The organism is Rhizobium sp. PP-CC-3G-465 (genome assembly GCF_004343445.1).
Classification (GTDB): Bacteria; Pseudomonadota; Alphaproteobacteria; order Rhizobiales; family Rhizobiaceae; genus Ferranicluibacter; species Ferranicluibacter rubi.
Window position 1 is genome coordinate 2,326,652 of sequence record NZ_SLYH01000001.1, and the last position, 13,341, is coordinate 2,339,992.

The 13,341-nt window shown below is 64.5% G+C and carries 11 protein-coding genes; 8 read left to right on the forward strand and 3 right to left on the reverse strand.

Annotated elements, in window-relative coordinates:
* Window positions 1-52 precede the first annotated feature (52 nt).
* Both C8J33_RS11020 and C8J33_RS11025 read left to right on the forward strand, forming a co-directional pair.
* The gene (locus C8J33_RS11020) at window positions 53-1,951 is read left to right on the forward strand and encodes a DNA polymerase III subunit gamma/tau (RefSeq protein ID WP_422038108.1); all 1,899 of its coding nucleotides are present in this window, start codon (window positions 53-55) and stop codon (window positions 1,949-1,951) included.
* Window positions 1,952-1,974: 23 nt separating this feature from the next.
* Window positions 1,975-2,298, forward strand: a complete 324-nt coding sequence (locus C8J33_RS11025; protein WP_132664211.1) for a YbaB/EbfC family nucleoid-associated protein — start codon at window positions 1,975-1,977, stop codon at window positions 2,296-2,298.
* 11 nt (window positions 2,299-2,309) lie between these two features.
* Here C8J33_RS11025 and C8J33_RS11030 read toward each other — a convergent pair whose 3' ends face one another.
* Window positions 2,310-2,858 carry a hypothetical protein gene (locus C8J33_RS11030; RefSeq protein ID WP_132664213.1) on the reverse strand — a complete coding sequence of 183 codons (549 nt, stop codon included), beginning with the start codon at window positions 2,856-2,858 and terminating at the stop codon, window positions 2,310-2,312.
* Window positions 2,859-2,943: 85 nt separating this feature from the next.
* Window positions 2,944-3,564, reverse strand: a complete 621-nt coding sequence (locus tag C8J33_RS11035) for an MOSC domain-containing protein (RefSeq protein WP_207904017.1) — start codon at window positions 3,562-3,564, stop codon at window positions 2,944-2,946.
* Between the two features lie 90 nt (window positions 3,565-3,654).
* Here C8J33_RS11035 and recR point away from each other — a divergent pair, with 90 nt between their 5' ends.
* Entirely contained in the window at window positions 3,655-4,260 is a 606-nt protein-coding gene (gene recR / locus C8J33_RS11040) for a recombination mediator RecR (protein ID WP_110727410.1), read from the forward strand.
* A gap of 1 nt (window position 4,261) precedes the next feature.
* Window positions 4,262-5,515, forward strand: a complete 1,254-nt coding sequence (locus C8J33_RS11045; protein WP_132664215.1) for a lytic murein transglycosylase — start codon at window positions 4,262-4,264, stop codon at window positions 5,513-5,515.
* 9 nt (window positions 5,516-5,524) lie between these two features.
* Here the strand turns inward: C8J33_RS11045 and C8J33_RS11050 are convergent, their stop codons facing one another.
* On the reverse strand, window positions 5,525-7,156 hold the full coding sequence (locus C8J33_RS11050; protein ID WP_245507109.1) for an MFS transporter: 1,632 nt from the start codon (window positions 7,154-7,156) through the stop codon (window positions 5,525-5,527).
* A 304-nt stretch (window positions 7,157-7,460) separates the two neighbouring features.
* On the opposite strand from C8J33_RS11050, the gene rimP reads away from it, so the two are divergent.
* The 4 genes from rimP to infB all read left to right on the forward strand — a co-directional run bounded on the left by rimP (window position 7,461) and on the right by infB (window position 13,294).
* The gene (gene rimP / locus C8J33_RS11055; protein WP_132664219.1) at window positions 7,461-8,096 is read left to right on the forward strand and encodes a ribosome maturation factor RimP; all 636 of its coding nucleotides are present in this window, start codon (window positions 7,461-7,463) and stop codon (window positions 8,094-8,096) included.
* An 82-nt stretch (window positions 8,097-8,178) separates the two neighbouring features.
* On the forward strand, window positions 8,179-9,801 hold the full coding sequence (gene nusA, locus C8J33_RS11060; protein WP_132664220.1) for a transcription termination factor NusA: 1,623 nt from the start codon (window positions 8,179-8,181) through the stop codon (window positions 9,799-9,801).
* A gap of 6 nt (window positions 9,802-9,807) precedes the next feature.
* Complete coding sequence (locus C8J33_RS11065) at window positions 9,808-10,521, forward strand: RNA-binding protein (protein ID WP_132445751.1); 714 nt, start codon at window positions 9,808-9,810, stop codon at window positions 10,519-10,521.
* Between the two features lie 106 nt (window positions 10,522-10,627).
* Window positions 10,628-13,294: a translation initiation factor IF-2 gene (gene infB / locus C8J33_RS11070; protein ID WP_132664221.1), complete on the forward strand. Its 2,667-nt coding sequence runs from the start codon at window positions 10,628-10,630 to the stop codon at window positions 13,292-13,294.
* Window positions 13,295-13,341: the final 47 nt, after the last annotated feature.

Genomic DNA, 13,341 nt, shown 5'->3' on the forward strand with positions numbered 1-13,341 from the left:
AGCTTGCCGACTGTCCGGACAGACGGAACCAGCGGCGGGGCGCATGAACGACATCACCATCCCATCTCCTGACGCAGCGCCCGCCCCGGCCGAGAAGCCGGCGGCCTATCGTGTGCTTGCTCGCAAGTACCGGCCGAAAGACTTCTCCGACCTGATGGTGGGGCAGGAGCCAATGGTGCGGACGCTGACCAATGCGTTCGAGACCGGGCGCATCGCCCAGGCCTATATGCTGACCGGCGTGCGCGGCGTCGGCAAGACGACCACCGCCCGTATCCTCGCACGCGCCCTGAACTACAAGACGGACGAGATCGACAAGCCGACGATCGACCTTCGCACGCCCGGCGAACACTGCCAGGCGATCATGGAAGGCCGGCATGTCGATGTGATCGAGATGGATGCCGCGTCCCACACCGGCATCGACGACATCCGCGAGATCATCGAGCAGGTGCGCTACCGGCCCGTTTCCGCCCGCTACAAAGTCTATATCATCGACGAAGTGCACATGCTCTCGACGCAGGCCTTCAACGGGCTGTTGAAGACGCTCGAAGAGCCGCCTGAGCACGTGAAGTTCATCTTCGCGACGACCGAAATCCGCAAGGTCCCGATCACCGTCCTGTCACGGTGCCAGCGGTTCGACCTGCGGCGGATTGCGGCGACCGATCTGGTCGGCCTGTTCTCCACCATTCTCGGCAAGGAAGGCATCACGGCGCAAGCCGAAGCGCTGGCGATGATCGCGCGCGCCGCCGAAGGCTCGGCCCGTGACGGCCTGTCGCTGCTCGACCAAGCCATCGCCCATGGCGGCGGCATCGTTGAAGCCGACGCGGTGCGCAGCATGCTCGGCCTTGCCGATCGCGCCCGTATCGTCGATCTCTTCGGCCATGTGGTGCGCGGCGACGTGAAGGCGGCGCTGGAGGAGTTCGCATGGCAGTACGAAGCGGGCGCCAGCCCGGCGGTCGTGCTGACGGATCTTGCCGATTTCACGCATCTCGTGACCAAGCTGAAGTTTTCGGCAGAAGCTGCCAACGACCAGTCGCTGAGCGAGGTCGAGCGGGTGCGCGGCGCGGAATTCTCCGCAGCTGTTGCCGTCTCCACCCTATCGCGGATCTGGCAAATGCTCTTGAAGGGCATACCGGAGACGGAGAATGCCGCCCGTCCGGCGGGTGCGGCCGAAATGGTGCTGATCCGGCTGACGCATGCGGCCCATCTCCCCTCCCCGGAAGATGCCGCACGCCGGCTGCTGGAAATGTCGGGCAGCGATGCCGGTCGTCCAGCGCCGCGCGGGCCGGCCCCCGGCAATGGCGGTGGCAACGGCACGACGTCGTCCGTGGCGTCGCAGGGCCAGAGCAGCATTCAGGCGCGCGCCGGCGAACCAGTCATGCCCTCGCGGATGACGGCCAATGGCGCTGCCATGCTGCGCGCCGTGCCCGAAGCCGAGCTTCCCGTGCAGGAGCGGGGACAGGTCGATATCAAACCGGAAACGGCACCGGCCGAACCGGTCGTGCCGCTGCGCTCCGTCGCCGATATCGTCGATCTCTGCCAGAAGAACCGCGACATTCTCCTGAAGACGCTGGTGCGCAATTTCGTGCGGCTCGTGCGGATCGAGCCTGGCCGGCTGGAGATGAACGTTCACGACGATGCGCCGAAGACGCTGGTGACCGACCTGCAGCGGCGGCTGGAAGAATGGACCGGCATCCGCTGGATGGTGACGGTGAGCCGCGAGCCCGGCCAGCCGACCATGGTCGAGACCGAAGCGGCGGCGAAGGAGCAGCGCTTCAACGATGCGCGCCAGGACCCCGATGTCGCCGCCATCCTCGCCCGCTTTCCCGGATCGAAAATGGTCGATGTCCGCATCAAGGTGTCGGAGATCGAGCTGGACGAAACGCCCGAGGTCGCTGCCGTGGCCGAGTCCGATGAGGGCGACATCCTTCCCGGCGACGATATCGAACATTAATTGATCAGCAGAGGAGACGGACGATGCGCGACATCATGGGTATGATGGGCAAGGTCAAGGAAATGCAGGCCAAGATGGAGAAACTTCAGGAGGAAATCGCTCTTCTCGAAGTGGACGGCACCTCCGGCGGCGGCCTCGTCACCGTCCGGCTGGATGGTAAGGGTGCTCTGAAGAGCCTTAAGATCGACCCGTCCCTCTTCAAGGAAGACGATGTCGAGATCCTCGAGGATCTCATCGTTGCCGCGCATAAGGACGGCAAGTACAAGGCCGAGGCGATCACCGCGGAAAAGACCCGCGAACTGACCGCCGGCCTGCCGATCCCGCCCGGCATGAAGCTGCCGTTTTAAAGCATTTCCGGTCAGAGCTCCGGCAGAAATGCCGGGCCGACCATGCGCACCTTGCGCGGAAATCTCGGAATATCCGTCTTCGTGCCGCGCAGGCTGACATTCATGAAAAGCCCCGTCGTCGGCTCGTTGTCGAGGACCGCGACAACCGTCGGCTCGATGGCCGGCACCGTCTCGGGGGCCGCTACCGTCATGGCCGGCAGCGGGGCCACGGCTTCGGTCCCGGTCTTGATCGGCTTCCGGACGACGCGTTTCGGCTTCGGCTTGCTCTCTTCACGCACGGTGCGGATGACAGGCTTGCACGCGGACGGCAAGGCGGCAAGTTCGGTGCGTGCCTGCGCGATGCGACCGGCGATTTCCCGGCAGGCAAAGCCGCCGCTTTCGACGGTGCAGGCGTGATTGCGCGCCATAGCCACGTTGGATGCGATCTGGCGCTGAAGCCGCGACGCTTCGCTGCCGGACGGCGTGCAGGTCTTTGCGAGGCTATGGCTTGCGGGCACCGCGACGAGAAGAAGGAGCGCGAGACATGCCGCTTGCCGTCTGATCCTGTCTGCCCAAGCCATCGCATCTCTCCATCGCCAGCCCCATGGGCATGCCGACGACATAGCCGAGAGAAATGCGCGCGCGAAGCGGATCCTTAAGAAATGGTTAAGGCGCGAAGGCATCCAGCTGCGCGCGGACGCGCTCGCTGATCGGGGCCGCACGGTAGCGGGCACGCTCCTCGTCCGACAGGTTTTTGACCGAGGCACCGAGCATGTCCGGCATCGTGATCCTGCATCCTTGGAAAGCCCGATAGGTGACGGCATCGCCCACGCTGAGCATGCCCGGCCGCAGCACGCGACAGTAGAAGCCGGGCCGGGCCACGGCACGGAACCTTCGGGCGAAACCCGGATCGTTCAGCCGCAGCGACAGTGTCGAGCAGGGGATGCGGGTCGAGGTGACCTCCAAGGTCACGCCGTCCGTCTCGAAGCGGTCGCCGACGGCGATTGTCCGGCTATCGATCCCTGAAATGACAATGTTTTCGCCGAACAGGCCGGGCTCGACGGCGTGCCCAAGTTCATCCGCCCAGGCCGCCAGATCCAGAGAGCCGAGACCGTAGACGGCCTGATCCGGTCCGCCATGATGTTTCCGATTGCAGACGGCATCGCCGGCAAGCCCCGCAGCATCGACGATGACGGTGCCGCCCTGCGGATGCTTGACGATGCCGGTCTTCGCCTTCTTGCCGTCGATGACGGTGGCATGGCCGATGCAGACGGCGTCGATCTTCATGGCCACCTCTTTTCCTCCGCCATCGCGGATCATAGCTGTGCGGTTGCAAAGCATTTTCACTCCGACGGCATATGGGATAGAACGCGCCTCATGGCAAAGCGAGTCACCGGCCCCGAAATCGAAAAACTCATTCAGCTTCTGGCGAAGGTGCCGGGGCTCGGGCCGCGCTCGGCGCGCAGGGCCGCGCTGCACTTGGTCAAGAAGAAGGACCAGCTGCTCGGACCGCTCGCCGATGCGATGGTCGAGGCGCACCGGAAGGTCCGGATCTGCTCCTGCTGCGGCAATGTGGATACGAGCGATCCGTGCAGCGTCTGCACCGACGAGCGGCGCGACCACAGCTGCATCATCGTGGTCGAGGATGTCGCCGATCTCTGGGCGCTGGAACGCACCGGCGCCATGAACACGGCCTATCATGTGCTGGGCGGCACGCTGTCGCCGCTCGATGGCGTCGGGCCAGACGATCTCAACATCCGCGGACTGGTCGATCGCGTCGTCAAGGGCGAGGTGCGCGAGCTGATCATCGCCGTCAACGCCACCGTCGAGGGCCAGACGACGGCGCACTACATCACCGACCAGCTCGACGGGCTGGACGTTCGCATCACCCGGCTTGCCCATGGCGTTCCCGTCGGGGGCGAGCTCGATTATCTCGACGACGGTACACTGACCGCGGCTTTGCGGGCGAGAACGGTTATCTGACATGACATTCCTGAGACATCTCCGACGCGCGGCACTCGCCGCCCTCCTCTGCACTTCCGCCGCCATTCCCGCGCTCGCCGCGTCCAAGGTCGAGACCGAAGCGCAATTCCGCCGCTGGCTGCAGACAGATCTCTGGCCGCAGGCGCAGAAGGGGGGAATTTCCAAGGGGGCCTTCGATAAAGCCTTCGCGGACGTGAAGCTCGACTGGGACCTGCCGGACCTCGTGCCGCCGGGCTCCAAGCCGCAGGGCGAGCAGAAGCAGAGCCAGGCGGAGTTCGCCTCACCGGGCGCCTACTTCTCGGAAAAACGCCTGCAGGGGCTTGCCGCGACCGGCCGCAGCCTTGCCTCGACGCATGCCGCCACGCTGCGGCGGATCGAGAAGACCTATGGCGTGCCGGGGCCGATCGTGCTGGCGATCTGGGGTCGCGAATCGGGGTTCGGCCGGGCGAAGATCCCGCATCCGGTTCTCGATGTGCTGGCGACGAAAGCCTTCATGTCGACCCGCGGCGAGCTCTTCACCCGCGAGTTGATCTCCGCCCTTCATATCCTCGAAAGCGGAGACGTTGATGAGGCCGACATGCGCGGCTCCTGGGCCGGCGCCATGGGCCAGCCGCAGTTCCTGCCGTCGAGCTTCCTCTCCTATGCCGTTGATTTCGACGGCGACGGGCGGCGCGATATATGGAATTCCGTGCCGGACGTGCTCGGCTCCATTGCGCATTACCTGTCGGAAAAAGGCTGGCAGCGCGGACGCGACTGGGGTTTCGAGGTCTCGATCCCGCAGACTGTTTCCTGCGCGCAGGAAGGGCCGGACCTTGCAAAGCCCCTCGGTCAGTGGGCCGCGACCGGCATCACCCGTATCTCGGGCCAAGCATTTCCCCGCAGCGAGGCGAAGGCCAGCGGCATGATGCTGGTGCCGGCCGGCCGCCATGGGCCGGAATTCCTGGTGACGCCGAATTTCTACGTGATCAAGGAATACAACAATTCCGACCTCTACGCCCTCTTCATCGGCAATCTCGCCGACCGGATCGGCGCGAATGGCGGGTCCTTCCAAGGTCCCTGGGGCGATGTCGGCAAGATGCTGCGCTCGGACGTGCTGACCATGCAGAAGCGGCTGGAAGCACAGGGCTACGACATCGGCAAGGCCGATGGTCTCGCTGGTTACAAGACCCGGCGCTCGCTCGGGCAGTGGCAGGAGAAGAACGGCCTTGCGGCGACGTGTTTTCCGGATGCGGGGCTGAAAGCAAAACTGCGGTAAATCACAAGCTCAGTGGCCGATATCGACCTGCCGTTTGAACTGCTCGTATTCGTGCGGCAGGATGGTCTGGCGCTCGATCATCCGGTGCACATAGGGCGCGTTTTCGCCGCGATGGAGCGCGCGGAGCTGCTCGTGGATTGCCGCGTCGTCCTGGGTACGCCGCTGGTTGTGGCGGACGTACTCGACCCATGTGGGCACATGATAGGTCTCCGTCCAGATTTCCGGCCGCTCCAGATCGCGCATCAGGGTCCATTGGCCGGCACCGTCGCGAATACGGACCCGACGACGCTCGGTCATGATCGACAGGAACGCCTCGACGTCGGATGGATCGATCTCGTAATCGATCATCACGACGATCGGTCCGCTTCTGGGCTTCAGGTCGAGCTTCAGCATCGGCTCGGTGAAACTGCCGAGAGGATCGAGGTTGAGCGCCTTGAACTCCGGCAAAGCGAAGCGCAGGCCGACGGCCGCCCCGACCAGCATGACGACGGCCGATGCGACGAGGGCCGTCGAGGGACCGTATTCCTCCGCAGCCACACCCCAGACCCAGCTGCCGAGCGCCATACCGCCGAAGGTGGTGGTCTGGTAGAGCGACAGTGCGCGGGCAACCACCCAGCGCGGCGTGGAGAGCTGCACCGTCGTGTTGAACAGCGACAGGGCCAGCACCCAGCCGGCACCGGACATGAGCATGGCAAGGCCCGTCACGATCTCCGACCGGCTGAGCGCAGCCATGACCGCGGACAGGGCAAAGCCGAGGAAGGCGATGCGCACGACCGCTTCGCCGGCCAGACGCTCGCGCAGCCGGGCGCTGAGCAGCGCGCCGCCGATAGCACCGATACCGAAGGCGCCGAGCAGGACGCCATAGGTCAGGGGACCGCCTGCCACGAGATCGCGCGCGACCAGCGGCAGAAGGGCAAGGATGGCGCTGGCGGAGAGGCCGAAGAGAAAGCCGCGCAGCATGACCTTGAGAATGTTCGGCGACATCGCGACGTAGCGCAGGCCCGCCCCGACGGCGCGCGCCAGCGGCTCGCGTGGCAGCGCGTTCAGCGCCGGCGTCCGTTTCCAGCGCAGCAATGCGGTGATGAGCGCGAAATAGGTGAGCGTGTTCACTGCAAACGCCGCCGCCGCACCGGCCGCCGCCACGATAACGCCGCCGATGGCCGGGCCGACGCTGCGCGTCATGTTGAAGCCCATGCTGTTCAGCGACACGGCGCCCGGCAGATCCTCGCGTGGAACCATGTCGCCGACGGAGGCCTGCCAGGCCGGGTTGTTCAGCGCCGTTCCGCAGCCGATGAGAAAGGTGAACATCAGGAGCAGCCAGGGCGTGATCAGCCCGAACCAGGCGAACGCCGTCAGCAGCGCGGACACGGTGAGCATGAAGAACTGCGCGACCAGCATGATCCGCCGCCGGTCGAAACTGTCGGCCAGCGCGCCTGAGATCAGCGAAAACAGCATGATGGGCAACGTCACCGATGCCTGCACCAGAGCGACCATGTTCACCGAGGTCGAGATCGAGGTCATCATCCATGCCGCACCGACGGACTGGATGAGGCCACCGAAATTGGAGGCAAGGCTTGCGATCCAGATGATGCGGAAGGTATCGTGCCTGAAGGGTGCCAAAGGCGATGATCGATCTGGCACGGCAGTCTCCTTCTTCACGCACACGGCCCTCGCGCACCAAACGGCGGAATGACCGCAACGCAGGAAAGGCATCGTCAGGCTGTCTGAGGTCCTCAAGTGCAATGTAGCCCGGTGGTCCCGCGTGGCAACCCGCCGCGACAGGCGAAATTCGCCGTGGAGTACCCATCGGCGCGACGCTTGCAATTGCGGCCGATGCGGCGTATATGACGCTCAAATTCTTGATCGGTTGATGAAGAGTGGGCCCGCAAGGACCCGCTCTTTTTTATTACCATCATGACAGAACATGCATGACGGGAGACATCGCTTGTCCGACATCGACACGGCAGACATCCAGCAGGAACCGCGCCTGATCACCGAGACCGGGATCGATCGCCGCGTTGCCGACATTATCGAACCCGTGCTGATGCCCATGGGCTACCAGCTGGTGCGCGTGCGGCTTTCGGCCCAGAACGGTGCGACGCTGCAGATCATGGCCGAGCGGACCGACGGAACGATGACGGTCGAAGACTGCGAAGCGGTTTCCTCCGCGATCTCGCCAGTTCTCGACGTGGACGATCCGATCGGCAAGGCGTATCATCTCGAAGTGTCTTCGCCGGGTATCGACCGGCCGATGGTGCGCAAGGGCGATTTCGTCCGCTGGATCGGCCATCTCGTCAAGTGCGAGACCTCGGTTCTGGTGGAGAACCGCAAGCGCTTCCGCGGCGTCATTCTGGGTGCGGATGCGGACGGGTTCACCATCGAGCGCGACCAGGCGGGTCCGGACGAGGCGCCGATAGTGGTCGTACCTTTCTCGGCGCTGGCCGAAGCCAAGCTGATCCTGACGGACGAGCTGATCCGCGATGCGCTGACGGCCGACAAGAAGGCCAAGGCCGCCCGCGAGGCGGCAAACGAGAATTTCGAAGAGCTCGAAGGCGACGACGAGACCCCTTCGCAGGAATGACACGCGCCCGGCCGGCGCTTCTCCTCTGGAGCGTGGCCTGAGAGGCACCACCCGGACTATTCGACCTACGGAGACCTACCCCATGGCAGTCAGTGCTAACCGGCTCGAACTTCTGCAGATCGCGGATGCCGTCGCGCGCGAAAAGGTGATCGACCGCGAAATCGTGCTGGCCGCCATGGCCGACGCGATCCAGAAGGCGGCGCGCTCGCGCTACGGCTCGGAAAGCAACATCCGCGCCGACATAAATTCCAAGACCGGCGAGATCCGCCTGCAGCGTCTCCTGGAAGTGGTCGAGGTTGCTGAAGACTACGGCACGCAAATCCCGCTGGAACTGGCGCGCGACCGCAACCCGGACGCCAAGCTCGGCGACTTCATTGCCGATCCGCTGCCGCCGATGGATTTCGGCCGTATCGCCGCACAGTCCGCCAAGCAGGTCATCGTCCAGAAGGTTCGCGAAGCCGAGCGTGACCGCCAGTTCGACGAATACAAGGATCGCATCGGCGAGATCGTCAACGGCACGGTCAAGCGCGTCGAATACGGCAACGTCATCGTGGATCTCGGCCGCGGCGAAGGCATCATCCGCCGTGACGAGATGATCCCGCGGGAAAACATGCGCTACGGCGACCGCGTCCGCTCATACGTCTACGACGTGCGCCGCGAACAGCGCGGTCCGCAGATCTTCCTGTCGCGTACGCATCCGCAGTTCATGGTCAAGCTCTTCACCATGGAAGTGCCAGAAATCTACGACGGCATCATCCAGATCCGCTCGGTTGCCCGTGATCCGGGTTCGCGCGCCAAGATCGCCGTCATCTCCAACGATTCGTCGATCGATCCGGTCGGCGCTTGCGTCGGTATGCGCGGCAGCCGCGTTCAGGCCGTCGTCGGCGAGCTTCAGGGCGAGAAGATCGACATCATTCCGTGGAGCCAGGATCCGGCATCCTTCATCGTCAACGCCCTGCAGCCGGCCGAAGTGTCCAAGGTCGTTCTCGATGAAGACGCAGAGCGCATCGAAGTCGTCGTGCCTGACGAGCAGCTGTCGCTCGCCATCGGCCGTCGCGGCCAGAACGTCCGTCTCGCATCGCAGCTGACCGGCTGGGACATCGACATCATGACGGAAGCCGAAGAGTCCGAGCGCCGCCAGAAGGAATTCAATGAGCGCACGAACCTCTTCATGGAATCGCTCGACGTGGACGAAATGGTCGGCCAGGTCCTGGCATCCGAAGGCTTCGCGCAGGTCGAGGAACTTGCCTATGCCGAGCTCGACGAGATCGCCTCGATCGAAGGCTTCGACGAGGAGACCGCCAGCGAGATCCAGACCCGTGCCCGCGAATATCTCGACAAGCTCGAAGCCGAGATGGACGAGAAGCGCAAGGCGCTCGGCGTCGGCGACGAGCTGCGCACGATCAACGGCATGACCGGTCAGATGCTGGTGGCGCTTGGCCAGGACGGCATCAGGACCATGGAAGACTTCGCAGGCTGCGCCGCCGACGACCTCGTCGGCTGGTCGGAGCGCAAGGACGGCGAGACCAAGCGTTTCGAAGGCCTGTTCTCCAAGCTGGAAGTTTCGCGTACGGAAGCGGAAACCATGATCCTTCAAGCACGCCTGGCTGCGGGCTGGATTACGGAAGAAGACCTTGCACGCGAGACCGAGGCACTCCAAATAGTGGAAGCGAGTGAGGAGGACGAGGCGGAAGCCGCGTCCTGATCCCTCATGAATTCCGTGACCAACCAGCCAGACATGGCACCGGACGATGTGAACGTCCCCGCAGAGGATGACGACTTGCCGCTCAACGGGCGCATGTGCATCGTCACCCGCGCAAGCGGTCCGGCCGATGACGGCCTGATCCGCTTCGTCGCGGGGCCGGACGGCCGGGTGGTTGCAGACCTGAAACGCCAGCTGCCGGGACGCGGCTGCTGGGTCACCGCCGAACGGGCGGTTCTGGAAACGGCGATCAAGCGCAAGCTTTTTGCGCGGGCGCTGAAGACGGCGGAGGCCAAGCCCGGCCCCGAGCTTCTGGACGAGGTCGACAGGCTTCTGGTCCAGCAGCTGATCGGCATGATGAACATGGCGCGCAAGGCCGCGCAGTTCATCACCGGGGCTTCGAAGGTGGAACAGGCGGTTCGCGGAATGGCGGCCATCGCCACGTTCCACGCTTCGACGGCCGCACCCGACGGTGTGCGGAAAATAGACCAGGCGCGCAAGGCCATGAGCTTTGTCGCCGATGACGGCGAGCAGATACCAACCTTCCGCTTCTTCACCGGAGAGGAATTGGATACGCTGCTCGGAAGTAATTCTTTTATCCATGCCGCAGCGCTTGCAGGGCAGGCGGGTGAGGGTGTAGTGAAGCGCGCAAACATGCTGGAAAGATACCGGGGCGAAATGTCCCCCCGTGCCTTCGGCGACGCTTCCCAGCCGACATTATGACGCGGGACACCGGCCACGGCCGTGACGACCGCAATACGGTAAGACGACAATCGAACGACGGGGTCTGGTGATACGCATCCGGCTTCGATCTTAGGAACGGAACGGAATGACCGATAACAACGACGACAAGACCCTGAGCGGAGCCGGCAAGAAGACTCTGACGCTGCGCCCCTCCGGCGTGAGCCAGGGCACAGTCCGCCAGGACATGGGCCGCGGCCGCACGAAGGCTGTCGTGGTCGAAACCCGCAAACGCCGCCCCACTCGGCCCGAAGACGAGAAGCCGGTCGCTCCGATCGCCTCGGTTGCGGCTCCCGTGCGTGCGCCGCAGCCGCGCCCGCCGGAAACACGCCCCATGCAGCAGACCACGGTTCGCCCGCAGCCCCAGGCTCCGCGGCCCGATCCGGCGCGTCCGCGCACCGGCGTCGTTCTGAACCAGCTGTCGGCCGGTGAGATCGATGCGCGCCGCCGCGCACTCGCCGAAGCCCAGATCCGCGATGCCGAGGAAGCCAAGGCACGCGTCATCGCTGAAGAGAAGCGCAAGATCGAGGAAGCCGAGCGCCTGAAGCGCGAAGCCGAGGAAGCCGCCCGCCGCGAGGCGGAAGAGGCTGCCCGTCCTGCCGCAGAGCGCGAAGCCGAGAAGGTTGCGCTTGCCGCTGCCGCCGAAGCCGAAAAGGTCGCGGCCGCCGCAGCCGCTGCCGCTCCTCCCGTCGTCGAGCGCCCGGCCCCCGTCATCACGACGGATGCGAATGGCGTGCGCACGCGCCGCACCAATGAAGCCGAGGACACGCGCCCTGCCCGTCCCGGCGCCGTGCCGGTTCGTGGCAAGCCGGTTCGCCCCGAGCCTGCCAAGGCTCCGGCGCGTCCGAAGACCGAGGAAGAACGCCGCAAGGGCAAGCTGACGCTGACGGCAGCCCTCGACGACGACGGCAATGCCCGTGGTCGCTCGCTCGCCGCCATGCGCCGCCGGCAGGAGAAGTTCCGCCGCAGCCAGATGCAGGAAACGCGCGAAAAGGTCATGCGCGAAGTCGTTCTGCCGGAAACCATCACCATTCAGGAACTGTCGCAGCGCATGTCCGAACGCGCCGTCGACGTCATCAAGTACCTGATGAAGGACGGCCAGATGATGAAGCCCGGCGACGTCATCGACGCCGACCTGGCCGAGATCATCGCTGCCGAATTCGGCCACACGGTCAAGCGCGTATCGGAATCCGACGTTGAAGAAGGCATCTTCAACCAGGCCGACGACGCCGGTGAAATGGTGTCGCGTCCTCCGGTCGTGACAATCATGGGCCACGTCGACCATGGCAAGACCTCGCTGCTCGACGCCATCCGCAAGACGAGCGTCGTCTCGGGCGAAGCCGGCGGCATCACGCAGCACATCGGTGCCTATCAGGTCGAGAAGAACGGCCAGAAGATCACCTTCATCGACACGCCCGGCCACGCCGCCTTTACGGCCATGCGTGCCCGTGGTGCGCAGGCCACCGACATTGCAATCCTCGTGGTTGCGGCCGACGACAGCGTCATGCCGCAGACGATCGAGTCGATCAGCCACGCAAAGGCTGCCAACGTTCCGATCATCGTGGCGATCAACAAGATCGACAAGCACGAAGCCAACCCGGAGAAGGTGCGCCAGCAGCTTCTCCAGCACGAAGTGTTCGTGGAATCGCTCGGCGGTGAAGTTCTCGACGTCGAAGTGTCGGCCAAGAACAAGCTCAACCTCGACAAGTTGCTCGAGGCGATCCTGCTGCAGGCCGAAATCCTCGACCTCAAAGCCGATCCGAGCCGGACGGCCGAAGGTATCGTCATCGAAGCCCAGCTCGACCGCGGTCGTGGCTCGGTTGCGACCGTCCTCGTCCAGAAGGGCACACTGAAGCCCGGCCAGATCATCGTTGCCGGCGACCAGTGGGGCCGTGTGCGCGCGCTCGTCACCGACAAGGGCGACCATGTCAAGGAAGCCGGCCCGGCGACCCCAGTCGAAGTCTTGGGCTTATCGGGAACACCGGCAGCCGGCGATCGCTTCGCCGTCGTCGAGAACGAAGGCCGTGCCCGCGAGATCTCCGAGTATCGCCAGCGCCTGACGCGCGACAAGGCGGTTGCCCGCCAGTCCGGCCAGCGCGGTTCGCTCGAACAGATGATGAGCAAGCTGCAGAACACTGGGTTCAAGGAGTTCCCGCTGGTTATCAAGGGCGACGTGCAGGGTTCGGTCGAAGCCATCATCGGCGCGCTCGATCGTCTGGGCACCGACGAAGTTCGTGCCCGCATCGTTCATTCAGGTGCCGGTGCGATCACCGAGTCCGATATCGCGCTGGCGGAATCGTCGGATGCCGCGATCATCGGCTTCAACGTTCGTGCCAACGTCCAGGCACGCCAGGCGTCCGAGCGTTCGGGCATCGAGATCCGCTACTACAACATCATCTACGACCTGGTGGATGACGTGAAGGCAGCGATGTCAGGCCTGCTTTCGCCGGAGCGTCGCGAAACCTTCCTCGGCAATGCCGAAATCCTGGAGGTGTTCAACATCACCAAGACCGGCAAGGTCGCGGGTTGCCGCGTGGTCGAAGGCAAGGTCGAGCGTGGTGCGGGCGTCCGCCTGCTGCGCGACAACGTCGTCATCCACGAAGGCAAGCTCAAGACCCTCAAGCGCTTCAAGGACGAAGTGTCCGAAGTGCCGGTCGGTCAGGAATGCGGTATGGCCTTCGAGAACTACGAAGACATCCGTTCCGGCGACACGATCGAGTGCTTCCGCGTGGAGCACATCACCCGCACGCTGTAAGGCGACGGTGGATCACAGATTTGAAAATGGCGGCTTCGGCCGCCATT

Bases quoted from the DNA above. Each gene is read 5' to 3' on its own strand.
- infB (WP_132664221.1), top strand. From the start codon at position 10,628: ATGACCGATAACAACGACGACAAGACCCTGAGCGGAGCCGGCAAGAAG.
- C8J33_RS11065 (WP_132445751.1), top strand. From the start codon at position 9,808: ATGAATTCCGTGACCAACCAGCCAGACATGGCACCGGACGATGTGAAC.
- C8J33_RS11035 (WP_207904017.1), bottom strand. From the start codon at position 3,564: ATGAAGATCGACGCCGTCTGCATCGGCCATGCCACCGTCATCGACGGC.
- C8J33_RS11045 (WP_132664215.1), top strand. From the start codon at position 4,262: ATGACATTCCTGAGACATCTCCGACGCGCGGCACTCGCCGCCCTCCTC.
- nusA (WP_132664220.1), top strand. From the start codon at position 8,179: ATGGCAGTCAGTGCTAACCGGCTCGAACTTCTGCAGATCGCGGATGCC.
- recR (WP_110727410.1), top strand. From the start codon at position 3,655: ATGGCAAAGCGAGTCACCGGCCCCGAAATCGAAAAACTCATTCAGCTT.
- C8J33_RS11030 (WP_132664213.1), bottom strand. From the start codon at position 2,858: ATGGCTTGGGCAGACAGGATCAGACGGCAAGCGGCATGTCTCGCGCTC.
- C8J33_RS11025 (WP_132664211.1), top strand. From the start codon at position 1,975: ATGCGCGACATCATGGGTATGATGGGCAAGGTCAAGGAAATGCAGGCC.